The 13,736-nt window shown below is 70.8% G+C and carries 8 protein-coding genes; 1 reads left to right on the forward strand and 7 read right to left on the reverse strand.

The window, feature by feature from the left end; translation table 11 throughout:
- Positions 1-324 precede the first annotated feature (324 nt).
- The 6 genes from ACZ4Z1_RS23845 to ACZ4Z1_RS23870 form a co-directional block, all read right to left on the reverse strand.
- Positions 325-5,544, reverse strand: a complete 5,220-nt coding sequence (locus tag ACZ4Z1_RS23845; protein ID WP_468488624.1) for a type I polyketide synthase — start codon at positions 5,542-5,544, stop codon at positions 325-327.
- An 82-nt stretch (positions 5,545-5,626) separates the two neighbouring features.
- Positions 5,627-5,818 carry a ferredoxin gene (locus ACZ4Z1_RS23850; RefSeq protein WP_468488625.1) on the reverse strand — a complete coding sequence of 64 codons (192 nt, stop codon included), beginning with the start codon at positions 5,816-5,818 and terminating at the stop codon, positions 5,627-5,629.
- Between the two features lie 79 nt (positions 5,819-5,897).
- A complete protein-coding gene (locus ACZ4Z1_RS23855) occupies positions 5,898-7,157 on the reverse strand; it encodes a cytochrome P450 (RefSeq protein WP_468488626.1) in 1,260 nt (419 codons plus the stop codon).
- A 29-nt stretch (positions 7,158-7,186) separates the two neighbouring features.
- Entirely contained in the window at positions 7,187-8,245 is a 1,059-nt protein-coding gene (locus ACZ4Z1_RS23860; protein ID WP_406518986.1) for a DegT/DnrJ/EryC1/StrS family aminotransferase, read from the reverse strand.
- Between the two features lie 60 nt (positions 8,246-8,305).
- Positions 8,306-9,682 carry a glycosyltransferase gene (locus tag ACZ4Z1_RS23865; protein WP_468488627.1) on the reverse strand — a complete coding sequence of 459 codons (1,377 nt, stop codon included), beginning with the start codon at positions 9,680-9,682 and terminating at the stop codon, positions 8,306-8,308.
- A gap of 195 nt (positions 9,683-9,877) precedes the next feature.
- Positions 9,878-11,542, reverse strand: a complete 1,665-nt coding sequence (locus ACZ4Z1_RS23870; RefSeq protein ID WP_468488628.1) for a GMC oxidoreductase — start codon at positions 11,540-11,542, stop codon at positions 9,878-9,880.
- Between the two features lie 262 nt (positions 11,543-11,804).
- Here ACZ4Z1_RS23870 and ACZ4Z1_RS23875 point away from each other — a divergent pair, with 262 nt between their 5' ends.
- On the forward strand, positions 11,805-12,926 hold the full coding sequence (locus tag ACZ4Z1_RS23875) for a tyrosine-protein phosphatase (RefSeq protein ID WP_468488629.1): 1,122 nt from the start codon (positions 11,805-11,807) through the stop codon (positions 12,924-12,926).
- Between the two features lie 123 nt (positions 12,927-13,049).
- Here the strand turns inward: ACZ4Z1_RS23875 and ACZ4Z1_RS23880 are convergent.
- Positions 13,050-13,736: acyl carrier protein (locus ACZ4Z1_RS23880; RefSeq protein ID WP_468488630.1), on the reverse strand; the 687-nt coding region annotated here is incomplete at its 5' end.

A 13,736-nucleotide genomic window follows, 5' to 3' on the forward strand; every position in this document is an offset into this window, starting at 1 on the left:
TGCGTGTTACTCGTACGGGCCATCTTGCGAAGAGCCGCAAGGACGCCGCCCAGGAGGACACAGTGGGCGATCAGACAGACAAAACCGCCACGTATTCGGAATCGAACGCATACCCCACTCCGGAGAGGGGTCGCTGTTCGCGGTGCGTGGCTGTGCCCGTTCCGGCAGCGGGTTATTTCTGCCGGAACCAGGCCGCATTGGAGCGTTTGTAGGCGCCGGGCATGGTCAGGCCCTGAACCTCGTCGGCCGTCGAGGGCAACGGCCTTGACGGAGACGAGCCGGGCGGATGGGTGCGGGTGCTCGGGAGAGCATCCGCACCCCGCGTCAGCGTTCCCCGTCCATCAGCCGGAAGAGTTCCTCGTCGCTGGCCGACGTGAGGTCCAGAGCCGCGCCGGAGTCGGCGTCCGTACCGCCGCCGCGTCCTGTGGTCGCCGCTTTCAAGCGTGCGGCCGTCTCCTCGGAGATCTCCGCACCGGCTGCGAGCAGGGACTCCAGCTCGGCCACGACAGAGGCCACGTCGCGTGCGGGGGTGGCCTGGCGCGCCAGTCGTTCGCGTACGAGGCGGACGACAGCGTGTGGCGTGGGGTGGTCGTACACGAGCGTGGCGGGGAGCCGCAGGTCCGTGGCCTCGATGAGGCGGTTGCGCAGTTCGACGGCGTTCACCGAGTTGACGCCCAGTTCCTTGAACGTGTGGCTGCCTTTCTCGTCGCGCAGTTCCTGCCCGCCGAGTACGGCCGAGGTCTCGGCGAGGACCAGGGCCAGTAGGTATGTCTGTCGTTCGGTGTCTTCGAGGCCGGAGAGGCGGGCGCTCAGGGCTCCGCCCTCGTCGGCGGCGGGTTGTACGGTCGCGGTGACCGCCGTGCCCGGGGTGTTCGCGGGCTTCGCGGAACCACCGGGGGCGGCCGCGCCTGTCGGGGTCGGTGCCGGCCAGAACCGCCGCCGCTGGAACGCGTACGTCGGCAGGGCCGCGGGGCGGGCCCCGGGAAGCACCACGTTCCAGTCGACGGGGGTGCCATGGGCGTGCACCCGGGCGACTGCGGTGAGGAGGGCGTCCCGATCCGGGGTTCCGGCACGCAGACCGGGGATCACCACGGCCCCGGGCCGCGGGTCCGCAGTCTCCAGGCATTCGTCGATCATCGGGGTGAGCACCGGCTCGGCGCCCAGTTCCAGGAAGCCGGTGCCGCGTTCGTCCAGCACCCGGCCGATCGCGTCCTTGAAGCGTACGGACTGCCGTACGTGCCGTACCCAGTGCTCCGGATCGCGCGCCTCCTCGCCGGTGAGCGGGCGGCCGGTGACGGTGGAGACGAGGGGGATGGTGGGCGCGGCGTAGGACAGGGTGCGGACGACCGCGCGGAACTCGTCCAGCACGGGGTCCATCAGCGGCGAGTGGGGGGCGGTGCTCACCAGGAGCCTGCGGGTCTTGTGGCCGGCGGCGGCGAGTTGGTCCGTGAGGGTGGCGAGCGGGGCCTCGGCGCCCGAGAGGACGAGGGAGTGCGGACCGTTGACGGCCGCGATCGACACCGTGTCCGTCAGCTCCGTCAGCCACGGGGTCACCTCGGCCTCCGTGATGCGTACGGCCACCATCGCACCGCCGGGCGGCAGCGCGCCCATCAGTCTGCTCCGGGCCGCCACCAGGGTGCACGCGTCCTGGAGAGAGAGCACGCCCGTCACCTGTGCGGCGGCGATCTCGCCGACCGAGTGCCCCACCAGGTGGTCCGGGATCACGCCCCAGGACGCGAACAGCCGGTACAGGGCGATCTGTACGGCGAACAGCGCGGGCTGCGTGTAGGTGGTGTCGTCGAGGAGGGCTGCCTCCTCGGAGCCGGGGTCGGCCCACATCACCGAGGTCAGCGGCCGCGGCAAAAGGGGATCCAGGGTGGCGCACGCCTCCCGGAGCGCCTGCCCGAAGACGGGGAACGCCTCGGCTGCCGCGCGGCCCATACCGTTGCGCTGGCTGCCCTGGCCGGAGAAGACGAAGGCCAACCCGCCCGGCGTGGCATCGTGCAGGGTGACGCCTGCGGACCGCTCGCCGTTTCCGAACTGCGCCGCGGCGGCCAGTAGTTGTGCGCGGTCGGGTCCGCTGATGACGGCCCGGTGCCGGTGCAGGGTACGGGTGGTGGCCAGGGCGTGGGCGACATCCTGGGCGCGCAGGCCGGGGTGGGCGGCCACATGCTCGTTCAGGCGATGTGCCTGTGCGCGCAGCGCTGTCCTGCTGCGGGCGGACAGCACCCAGGGCACGGCCGTGTCGTCGGCCGGTTCCGTGGTCCCGGCCGTCCCGGGTGCCTCCCAGGCCACAACTCCCGCTTCTGCCGTCTTCCCGTCCGGTGCTTCCTCCAGGATCACGTGGGCGTTGGTCCCGGTGAGCCCGAAGGATGACACCCCTGCCCGTCGCGCGCGTCCGTTCTCCCGTGGCCAGGGCCGGGACTCGGTCAGCAGCCGTACCGATCCGGCGGTCCAGTCCACCTTGGCCGAGGGGGCGTCCACGTGGAGCGTGCCGGGCAGGACGTCGTGGCGCAGCGCGAGCACCGTCTTGATGACTCCGGCGACCCCGGCGGCGGCCTGCGTGTGCCCGATGTTCGACTTCACCGAGCCCAGCCACAACGGCCGGCCTTCGGGCCGCTCCTGGCCGTACGTGGCCAGCAGGGCCTGGGCCTCGATGGGGTCGCCGAGCGGGGTGCCGGTGCCGTGGCCTTCCACGGCGTCCACGTCCCGCGGTGTCAGCCCGGCGTCGGTCAGGGCCTGGCGGATGACGTGCTGCTGTGCGGGACCGCTAGGCGCGGTGAGCCCGTTGGAGGCGCCGTCCTGGTTCACGGCGGAGCCCCGTATGAGCGCGAGGACGGGGTGTCCGTTGCGCCGGGCGTCGCTCAGCCGTTCCAACAGCAGCAGTCCCGCGCCCTCCGACCACGCGGAGCCGTTCGCGGCGTCGGCGTACGCCATGGCCCGGGAGTCGGGGGACAGCGCGCGCAGCCGGGAGAAGTGCGCGAAGGGCGCCGGCGTCGCCATGACGGTGACGCCGCCGGCCAGTGCCAGGTCGGTCTCGCCCGATCGCAGGGACCGGCAGGCCAGGTGCAGGGCGACGAGGGAGGACGAGGAGGCGGTGTCGACCGTCAGCGCGGGGCCTTCGAGCCCGTAGGTGTAGGCGATGCGTCCGGAGACCGCGCTGCCGGCGGTTCCGGTGATGAGCATGCTCTCCCACGCGCTGGGCGCGGCGGATGCGGTGGCCGCGTAGCCGCGGTCCATCGCCCCCGTGTACACGCCCGTACGAGTTCCCTTGAGGGATGCCGGGTCGATGCCTGCCCGCTCGAAGGTCTCCCAGGCCGCTTCCAGGAGCAGTCGCTGTTGCGGGTCGGTCGCCGTCGCCTCCTGGTCGGACAGGCCGAAGAAGCCCGCGTCGAAGTCGCCCGCGTCGTGCAGGAATCCGCCTTCGCGCGCGTAGGAGGTGCCCGGGCGGTCGGGGTCCTCGTCGAAGAGCCGGTCGAGGTCCCAGCCGCGGTCGTCCGGGAAGCCGGTCATCGCGTCGGTCCCGTCGGTGAGCAGGTCCCACAGGGCTTCGGGGGAATCTGCGCCGCCCGGCAGCCGGCAGGCCATGCCGACGATCGCCACCGGGTCGGCGCCGTCCGCCGGAATCCGGCACGGCTCCTCCGGAGACGGCTCCTCCTGCTCGGCCAGTACGCGCGCGACGGACTGGGGAGTGGGGTGATCGAAGGCCAGGGTGACCGGGAGGGGCAGGCCGGTCTCCTCGCGTAGCAGATTCCGCAGCCGGACCGCTCGGACGGAGTCGAGCCCCAGTCGGCGGAAGTCCGTGTCGGAGGAGAAGGGGACGGCCGTGCCGTCGTGGCCGAGTATCTGGCCGACGCAGTCGCGTACGAGGTCCAGCGCCTCCTCGGCCGTGTCCGGGGGGACCGCGCCGGGACGGGCCGGAACGGTCACCGCGGCGAGGCCGGTGAGCAGCCGCTTGATCGCCCTGCGGTCGGGTTTCCCGGCGGCGGAGAGGGGAAGCCCGGGCACGGTGACCAGTTCGAGGGGGATCTTGTGGTCGGCGAGACCCTGCCGGCGCAGGAAGGCGGTCACCTCGCGCAGGCCGATCGTGCGGTCCGCGTGGCCGGTGACGACCAGGCACGGGTACTCCCCGAGCCGGTCGTCCGGTGCGCCGGCCACGGCCAGCGGCCCCAGGCCGGTGAGGCCCGCGAGCAGGGCCTCGACCTCGGTGCCGGAGAACGTCCGGCCGCCCGTGTTGATCTGCTCGGCCGCCCGGCCGTGCAGCACCACCACACCGTCCGCGCCGATGGCCGCGAGATCGCCGGTGCGCAGCCAGCCGTCCTCGGTGAGGGCCGAACGCGTCAGCTCCGGCTCGCGGAAGTAGCCGCGGAACAGGCTCGGCCCCCGGTACTGGAGTTCGCCCCGCTCCCCCGCCGCGCACAACTCGCCGTCCTCGTCGACGACCCGTACGGCCACGCCGGTGACCGGCTTCCCCACACTGCCGTCGGGGTCGCCGGCCCGGGTGCGGGTGCCGATGCCGATTTCGGTCATTCCCCACACCACGACCAGTTCGCAGTCGAGGATGTCGCGGACCCGGGCGGCGAGCGCGGGGGCGACGTCGGCTCCCGCCGTGCGCACCTGGTACGGCGCGAACCCCGCCGGCTTGTCCGTCCTGGCCAGCCGCTCGACGGCGTCTCGCAGTTGTGCGGGGACGGCGAAGACGACGCGGGGGTCGTGCTGCCGCGCCAGTTCCAGGAACCGGTCCACGTCCCAGCCGGTGAGCAGGACCTGCCCGCAGGCGGCGGACAGCGCCGCGTGCATCGCCTGGAGGCCGAACAGATGCGTCATCGGGCAGGCCGTGAGGACCGTACCGGTGAAGGCGTCGGCGGCCTCGGCGGTGACGGCTGCGGTGTTCGCCAGCAGGCCGTCGTGGCTGTGCACGCAGAGCTTGGGCCGCGCCGAGGTCGTCCCGGACGAGGGGATCAGGGCGAGCGGCATGTCGGGAGTGACGTCGACCGGCTGGGGTACGCTGCCCGCCCAGGCCGCCAGGAGCCCGTCCAGCGACCTGATCCCCGGCTCCTCGCGCTCCTCTGCCGGTGTTCCGGCCAGCAGTACGCTGCGCAGCGACGGCACGCTCTCCAGGAGCGAACGGGCCGTCGCCCCACTCTCACTTCCGGAGTCCGACAGGACGAGCAGAACGGGTTCCGCCCGGGTCAGCAGTGCTTGGAGCTCCTGGGTCGTGGTGCCCTGGTGGACGGGCAGCAGGACAGCTCCGACGGCCGCGGCAGCCAGGTGCAGGGTGACGTACTCCCAGCAGTTCGGCAGCCGGGCAGCGACCACGTCGCCGGGCGCGACCCCCGATTCCTGGAGGCCACGCGCCAGGGCGTCGACGTCCGACCGCCACCGCGCCCACGTCCACGAGCGGTCCCCGTCGACGAGGGCCACCGCGTCGGGGGCGGTCTCCACGGCGGCCTCGAACACATCGGGCAGTGTGCGGCCGCCCGGTGGCTCCGCCGTGTCGGTGGGCGGCTTCATCGCGTAGTCATCTGTGGGGACGGGCACCATTACTCCCGGATCGCTCTCAAGCACTCTCGTCAGTCGTGGGACGGGGCGGGGTACGGACACGGGCTCCTGCCCCGGTCAGGGCTCAGCCCTCGTGCACGGTGATCGCCCGGGACGGGCACAGGGCGCCCGCCAGGCGGGCCGTGGACTCCTGGTCGGGGCCGGGCTCGGTGAGGAGGGTGACCAGCCCGTCGTCGTCCTGGTCGAAGACCGCGGGTGCGTTCAGCACGCACTGGCCGGCCCCCACACAGCGGTCGGGATCTACGGTGATACGCATGTCGTTCGTCTCTCCTGCGGTGGAAGTGGCCGCCCGGCGGCCGGTGGCGCGCCGCCGGGCGGACGGGGCCGGACTCCGGCTACCAGCGGACCGGCAGCTCTTTCAGGCCGTGGAGCACGCCGTCGTACTTGATGTCCAAGCCGTCGGCGGGCACGGCGAGTTCGAGGCCCGGGATGCGTTCGAAGAGCTTGCGGTACGCGACCTCCATCTCGACCCGCACCAGGTTCTGCCCCAGGCACTGGTGCACGCCGTAGCCGAAGGCCACGTGGTGGCGGGCGGAGCGGGAGGGGTCGAACCGGTCGGGGCACGCGAAGACGTTCTCGTCGTGGTTGGCAGCGGCGACCAGCGGCACGATGCCCTCCCCCGCCCTGACGAGCTGTCCGGCGATCTCCACGTCCTGGACCGCTACGCGCAGGGACACCAGGTCGGCGACCGAGTGGAAGCGCAGCGTCTCCTCCACCGCCCGCTCGTCGCCGATCCACTGCGGGTTGGCCAGCAGGGTGACCACGCCGAGCGCGATGTTGTTGGCCGTGGTCTCGTGGCCGGCGATGAGCAGCAGCATCAGCACGCCGGACATTTCGTGGGGGGCGATGGTGCCGGTGGCCAGCAGCCGGGTGACGAGGTCGTCGCCGCCCCACTTCTGCTTGATCTCCACCAGTCGGTTGATGTAGCGCAGGAGGTCCTTGGCGGCGGCCATGCGGTCCTCGTCGGTGGAGGAGCGGAGGGCCACCAGGATGCGGGTCCTGGATTCGAAGAACTCGCGGTCGGCGGGCGGCACGCCGAGCAGCGAGGAGATCACCAGGGAGGGGATGGGCAGGGCGAAGTCGGCGACCAGGTCGGCGGTGTTGCCCGCGGCCAGCATGGCGTCCAGCTGCGCGTCCACCGTGCGCTCGATCGCGGGCTTCATCGCGCGGACGCGCCGGACGGTGAACTCCGGGATGAGGGCCTTGCGGAACCGGTCGTGATCGGGTGAGTCCATGCCCACGAACCAGCCCGGGATCTGGTCCTGTTTGGGCACGCCCAGGGTCTCCCCCACGTTGGGGAATCCCTCGTGCTGGGGGTTGGAGCTGATGCCCGGGTTGGTCAGTACGGCGCGTACGTCCTCGTGCCGGGTGACCAGCCACACGCGTTTGCCGTCGGACAGGTGCGAGAGGACCAGCCCCTTGCGGTCGCGGTAGCCGGCGTAGTCGGGCGGCGGGAACGGCACGCCGGGCTCGCGCGCGGGGAACTCGACGACCAGCGGTTCCGTGCCGGGCTCGGCGGGGTCGGCCACATCTGTGGCGGCTGTCTGTGCCGAGACCGGGCAGGTCCGCGGCGGGGCCGGGTCGGTGTGCGTCATGGGTGGGTGTCCCCTTTCGAACGGCCCGGTCAGCCGGCGCCGTAGAACGCGCGGACCCGGTCGATCACGAATTCCTGGTCGGTGGCGGTCAGTCCGGTGTGCGTGGGCAGGTAGAGGCCGTCCTCGGCGAACGTGTTCGCCTTGAGCGTGGGCCAGTCGGGGTGGAAGTACATGGGCTGCCGGCTCATCGGCTTGAAGAACAGCCGGGTCTCGACGGACTCCCCGGCCAGGAACTCGCGCAGTTCCTCGCGGCGTTCGGCCCGCAGGTCGTACATCCACAGCACGTCACGCGGCGGCATCAGCGTGATGCCGGGAATGCCGGCGAGTCCCTCGTCGTAGCGCCGCTCGATCTCGCGGCGGGTTTCGAGGATGTCGTCCAGGCGCTCGGTCTGGGCGAGTGCCACGGCGGCCTGCATGGCTGTCATGCGGAAGTTGTAGGCGACCTTCTTGTGCAGGAAACTGTGGTCCTTGGTGAAGGCCATGGCCCGCAGGTGTGCCAGCTGTCCGGCCAGCCGGGGGTCGTCGGTGAGGCAGATGCCGCCCTCCCCCGCCGTAATGATCTTGTTGGCGAACAGCGAGTAGCACGCGATGTCACCGACCGGGCGGATGCCGTGGGCCTCGGCGCTGTCCTCCACGACCCGCAGGTTGTACTGGTACGCGATGTCCATGATCGCGTCCATGTCGCAGCGGCGGCCGTAGACGTGGACGGGCATGACGGCCTTCGTCCGGGCGGTGATCTTCTCCTCGATGCGGGTGACATCGATGTTGAGGTCGTCCCCGCAGTCGACGAACACGGGCGTCGCGCCGGTGTAGGTGACCGCCCACGCCGAGGCGATCATGGTGAACTCCGGGACGATCACCTCGTCACCGGGGCCGATGCCCAGGGCCCGCAGGGCCAGCGTCAGGGCCGCCGTCCCGGAGGAACAGGACACGCCGTGCGCGACGTCGTTGTAGTCCGCGAAGGCGCGTTCGAAACGCTGGACCATCGGGCCCTGGGACGATATCCAGCCGTCAGTGACGGCACCGGTCAGATACTCCAGCTCTCTGCCGTCCAGGTGCGGCCTGGACACGGGGTATTTGAACGACATCCGCTGCCTCTTCCTCGTCTTCCTGGTAGTCCTCGTAAGTACGTGTGTGCTCGTGCGGCCTTATGCCAGGGCCGGATGTCCGAGGACCAGCTCGGCAGCGGTCTCCCGGCCGCCCGCCGCACGTTGCAGGGCACCGAGCCGCTCCGCGTTCTCACGGAAGGAAGGGGTCTCCAGCACCCGCGTGAGCTTGTCGATCACGTCGTCGACGTCCATGTCCCGCGGCCGGTCCAGGGTCAGGCTGATGCCGAAGTCCCGGCCGCGCGCGGCCTGGTCGTAGCAGTCCACCCACAGCGGCCGCACCACGAGCGGCTTGCCGAAGTACACGCCCTCGTTGAAGCCGTTGCCGCCGCCGTGGGTGAAGAACACCTTCACGTTCGGATGGGCCAGCACGTCCAACTGCGACGGAACCCAGCTCTCGACACGGAGGTTCGCCGGCAGCGACTCCTTCGGTGGCAGCATGTGCTGCTGTTCCGAGGGCAGCTTCCACAGCACCTGGTGCCGCCCTTCGAGCCGGCGGGTGACCTCCACCATGGCGTCGACCTGCTCCTGGGTGAGCCGGGTGATCGTCCCGAAGCCCGCGTAGATGACCGAGGACTGCTCGTCCAGCCATCGCGACACATCGTCGTCCTGTGACGCCTCCGGCAGCGGCGGCACCATCGCACCGACCAGCCGTATCTTCTCCGGAATGTCGAAGGGGTAGTCCAGCTCGGCGATCGAGTTGCACAGCACCAGGTCGGCGCGGTCGATTCGCGTCATCAGACTGAGCTTCCCGATGCCGTGTGCCTTGCGCCGCCGGTTCTCCTCCGCCACCACCTTGCTCATCTCGGGCGTGAGGAACATCGCCAGGTTCCGCCACTTGAACAGCGCGTTGCTCATGCGCTGCGGGAACGTCATCGGATAGGGCAGGCCCGTGTGCGGCACCGGGAAGCCCCGCGGGGTGTAGCCCTTGGTGAAGGGCACGAACGCGGTCAGCACGTTGCTCGGCACGAACGGGACACTCAGCACGAAGGGGATCTTGCGGGAGATCGCCAGCTCGATCGCGAACGCGCTGATGCAGTCGATGACCATCAGCGCCGGCTTCACCTCGTCGACGACGGCCGCCAGCTTGTGGAACTTCTCCTCGTGCCGTCCGGGCTTGTAGGAGTGTCGCACCACCGCGCGGTGCGCCTTGAACCGCGAGGACTGAGTGACCTCGCGGTAGACCGCGTCGTCCCAGGTCACCGCCGACAGCTCGGTGACCACCTCACCCGTCGAGGCGAACTCCACGGGGGACCCCACCCCGGTCTTCTTCACGTCCCCGCGCCGCGGCTCGTCGGTGGCGAACCAGAGATCCGGAACATTCCGGCGGGAGAGTTCCTCGGCGAGTACGAGCAGCGGATTGGCCAGCCCGCTCTCCGGAAGACTGACGAAGAGGATCGGCCGTCGGGCGGAATCCATTGTTTTCCTTTCAGCAATGACGGACGGGGTCGGCAAGCGCACCGGCATGCGGGCTACCGGCCGCGCGCTCTGTGCTCTCACGTCCCCCACCGGAAAATCCCTGGAGAGCCCGTGGCGCGGCTTCCGGGGCAGGACCGAACCGGCCCTCCGTGCGAGGGAGGGCCCGGACCAGCGGGTACAGCGGTCCGTACGGTGTCACCGGCGCGCGGCCCTGACGTCCTCCGCGATGATCCGCTCGATGTTCCGCTCGGCCAGCGCCGTGATGGTCACGAAGGGGTTGACGCCGATGGATCCGGGTACGAGCGCGCCGTCCGTGACATAGAGGTTGCGGTAGCCGGCGACCCGGCCGTAGAGGTCGGTGGCCTTGCCCAGGACGCAGCCACCGAGCGGGTGGTAGCTGAAGTCGTCGGAGAAGCTCTTCAGCTGGGATCCGAACAGGTCGTAGCGGTACATCGTCGTGTTGGCCTTGTTGATCCGGTCGAACAGCGACTTCGCCGCGTTGACCGCGGGCGTGTTCTGGTCCCGGGTCCAGCGCAGCACGGCCCGGTCGCTCGCCTTGTCGTAGACGAAAGTGCCGCGCTCGGGGTTCTTGGTGATCGCCAGGTAGAGGCTGACCCAGGTCTCCAGGCCGGCCGGCATCGGCGCGATCTCCGCGAAGACCGGGGCGGCGGGGTTGTCCCAGTCGTCGATGCCCAGGGCGGGGATCGACGACTGGTGGGCCCCGGTGGGGTTCCAGACGTGGTTGGCCCGGCCGGTCATGATGTTGCCGTTGGGGCCCCAGCCCGCGCCGACCTCGGCGTTGAGGTCGGGCAGCGTTCCGGTGTCCCGGGCGCGCACCAGCAGTTCGGTGGAGCCGAGGCTGCCGGCGCCGAGGAACAGGTGGCGGCAGCCGATCTCCTTGTGGGCGACGGTCCTGCCGTCGGAGTCGATCTGGTCCACGGACAGTACGTAGCTGCCGTCCGGCTGCCGGCGGATCGCCTTGACCTGGTGCAGGGTCTCGATGGTGACCTTGCCGGTGCCGAGCGCGGCCGCCAGGTAGGTCTTGTCCAGGCTCTGCTTGCCGTGGTTGTTGCCGTAGATGACCTCGCCCGCCAGCGCGGACTTGGGCGCCTCACCGGCCGCCTCGCGCCGCATGTGGCCGAAGTCGTAGACGTTGGGAACGAAGGTGGTGCCCAGGCCCGCCTTGGCTGCCTGGTCGCGCGAGACCCGCGCGTACTTGTACCACTCCGTCTCCTCGAACCAGCCCTTGTCGATGTGGTTCACCTTGAGCATGGAGTTGGCGCGCGGGAAGTACCGGTCGTACATCTCGGCGGCGTCCACCCGCGGGAGGACCTCCTCGAAGTACGAGCGCTTCGGCACGACCGCCATGCCGCCGTTGACCAGCGACCCGCCGCCCACTCCCCGCCCCACGTACACCGACATCTCGTCGAAGTGCACCTTGTCCAGCACGCCCGCGTACGGGTCGATGTTCCGGTTGATCACGTCCAGCCACAGGAACGAGCCGAGCGGGGCCTCGGTGCGTGTCTTGAACCAGCTGGAGCGGCGGTCGGGCTTGAGCATGCCGCAGAAGACGTTGCCGTCGTCGGCGGGCTCGTTCCACAGCCGGCCCATTTCGAGCATGAGCGTGGGGACGCCGGCCTCGCCGAGCCGCAGCGCGGACACCGCGGCGCCGTATCCCGTACCGATCACCACGGCCGGTACGAACGAGCCGCTGGCGGCCTGCGGGCCGCCCTGGCCGGCGGCCGCGGCGCGCGGAGCGGCGGAGATCGTGGTCATTCCAGCTACGGCGGCGCCGCTGAGGGCGGCCAGTCCGAGCAGACGGCGCCGTGACAGATGCTGGTTCTGCTGGTTCTCGAACACGCTGGTAGTACCCGACCTTCGCCGACAGGATTCTTCCCCCGCAGGGCTGTTTCGCGACGCCGTCCCGGTGGGGACCACGGGCCGTGTCCACCGGTCCGAGCCGCCGCGCGCCACCATCCTGTTCAAGAAAGACTGGGGTAAATGCCAGAGGCTGCCCGCCGGCCGGGGCATCGCCCCGTATCCGCTGCCGGGGCACCGTGCGGCAGGCGGCACTCGTCATCTCTAGGTTATTTCGAGCAATTTCAGGCCGTACGGTCCCGCCATGAACTCCCATTCCACGGCGGCAGTACTGACCGCCCGCCGTATCGCCGTGTCATTCGTGGCCACCGTGTCGGCGGTGGGTGTCACCGCCTCCCCCGCCCCGGCCGAGGCCCTCGGCGCGCCTGCCGGAGCGGGCCAGTACGCGCCGCAGGCGGCACGCGCCGCGCACGGGATTCCCTTCACCGACGCCACGGTGACCCGGCGGAAGGACGGCTCGTTCACCGTGTCCTGGAGGGCGCCAGGCGTCGGCTCGGTGACCGTCCACACCGGCGGCAGGGCCGTGGCGCGCGGCGGGGCCGAGGCCACCGTCACCGTACGGGGGCTGCCCGCCGCCGACCGCCAGTGGTTCCGTCTCGTACCCGACCAGGGCGACCCGCTCACCCTCGCCGACCGCTCGCTCCACCTGGAGGGTGCAGCCAACTTCCGCGACGCGGGCGGCTACCGTACCGCCGACGGCCGGTGGGTGAAGATGGGTGTGCTGTACCGCTCCGACGAACTGCACGCGCTCACCGACGCCGACCTGGCCAAGCTCCAGCGCCTGGGAATCCGCACGGACGTCGACCTGCGCATGCCGCGCGAGCGCGCCCAAGCCCCGGACCGCATACCTTCGGGCGCGCGCTACGTCGTCGCCGACGTCATCGGCGAGGACACCTCGGCCGAACTGCCCGCCACTCCGCAGGAGTCCGTGCGGACGCAGCTCGCCGGTTACCGCTGGGCCGTCTCCAAACCCTCCGCACTTACGGCGTACCGCTCACTGTTCACCTACGCGGCCGACCCCGGCTCCCACGGACTGGCCTACCACTGCTCGTCGGGCAAGGATCGTACGGGCTGGGCCAGTGCCGCCCTGCTCACGGCCCTCGGCGTGGACCGCCGCACGGTCATGCGCGACTACCTGGCCAGCAACGACTACCTGGCTGCTGTCAACGCCGCCAAACTCGCCCAGCAGCCGCCCGGGGCCGCCGCCCGCCTCAAGCCGCTCCTGGACACCAGGGCCTCATACCTGGACACGGCCTTCCACGAGGTCAGAGCCCGCTTCGGCACGTTCGACGCCTACCTGCGCAACGGACTGGGCCTGAGCGAGCAGGACCTGGAGGGGCTGCGGAAGGCGCTGCTCACCGACTGACGGCCGGCCGCAGCCTGGTCCGCCCGCCGAAAGGCCCTGACAGTCCGCGGAAAGAATGCTCCCTCCCGGCACATCGCCGGGAGGGAGCTTCTTGTTGCTACCGGGCGGCGGCCCGCCGCCGGTTCAGGACAGGCCCAGTTCGTTGTCGAGGAGGTCGAAGACCTCCTCGTCGGAGGCGGACTCGAAGTCGAAGTCCTCGTCCGACCGGGACTCGTCGTGCTCGGCTGCCGCGGTCACGTCCCGCAGAGCGTTCCACTTCGCCTTGAGCACCTCCAGCCGGCCGGCTATCTGCTCGTGGATCTCCTCCGTGATGTCGAGCCCGCCGAAGGACTTCTCCAGCTTTTCGAGTTCACCGAGGAGTGCCTCCGGGCCGAAGGACGACTCGGGCGCGGTCCGGGCATGGAGGTGGTCGACGAGTTCCGCCGGCGTCGGATAGTCGAAGAGCAGGGTCGCCGGCAGGCGGATACCCGTCAGAGCGCTCAGGTGGTTGCGGAGCTCGACCGCGGTCAGGGAGTCGAAGCCGAGGTCCAGGAAGGCGCGGTCCTCGTCGATTTCCCTGGCCCCGGCGTGGCCGAGCACGACCGCGACCTGGCCACGTACGGCATCGAGTACGACTTCGCGTCCCTCTGCCGCCGACAGGCCGGTCAGGCGCTGAGCGAAGGCGGCCGCGGCATCGCTTTCCGTGGGAGCCGCAGCGGCGCGTCGGCCTGAGGTACGGATGAGGGTGCGCAGCAGGGGCTGGGGGTCGCCCTGTGTGCGCAGCGCGGCGAGGTCCAGGCGGACGGGGAGAGCCATGGGCTCGGCGGTCCC

The sequence above is a fragment of the Streptomyces sp. NPDC030165 genome, assembly GCF_055573595.1.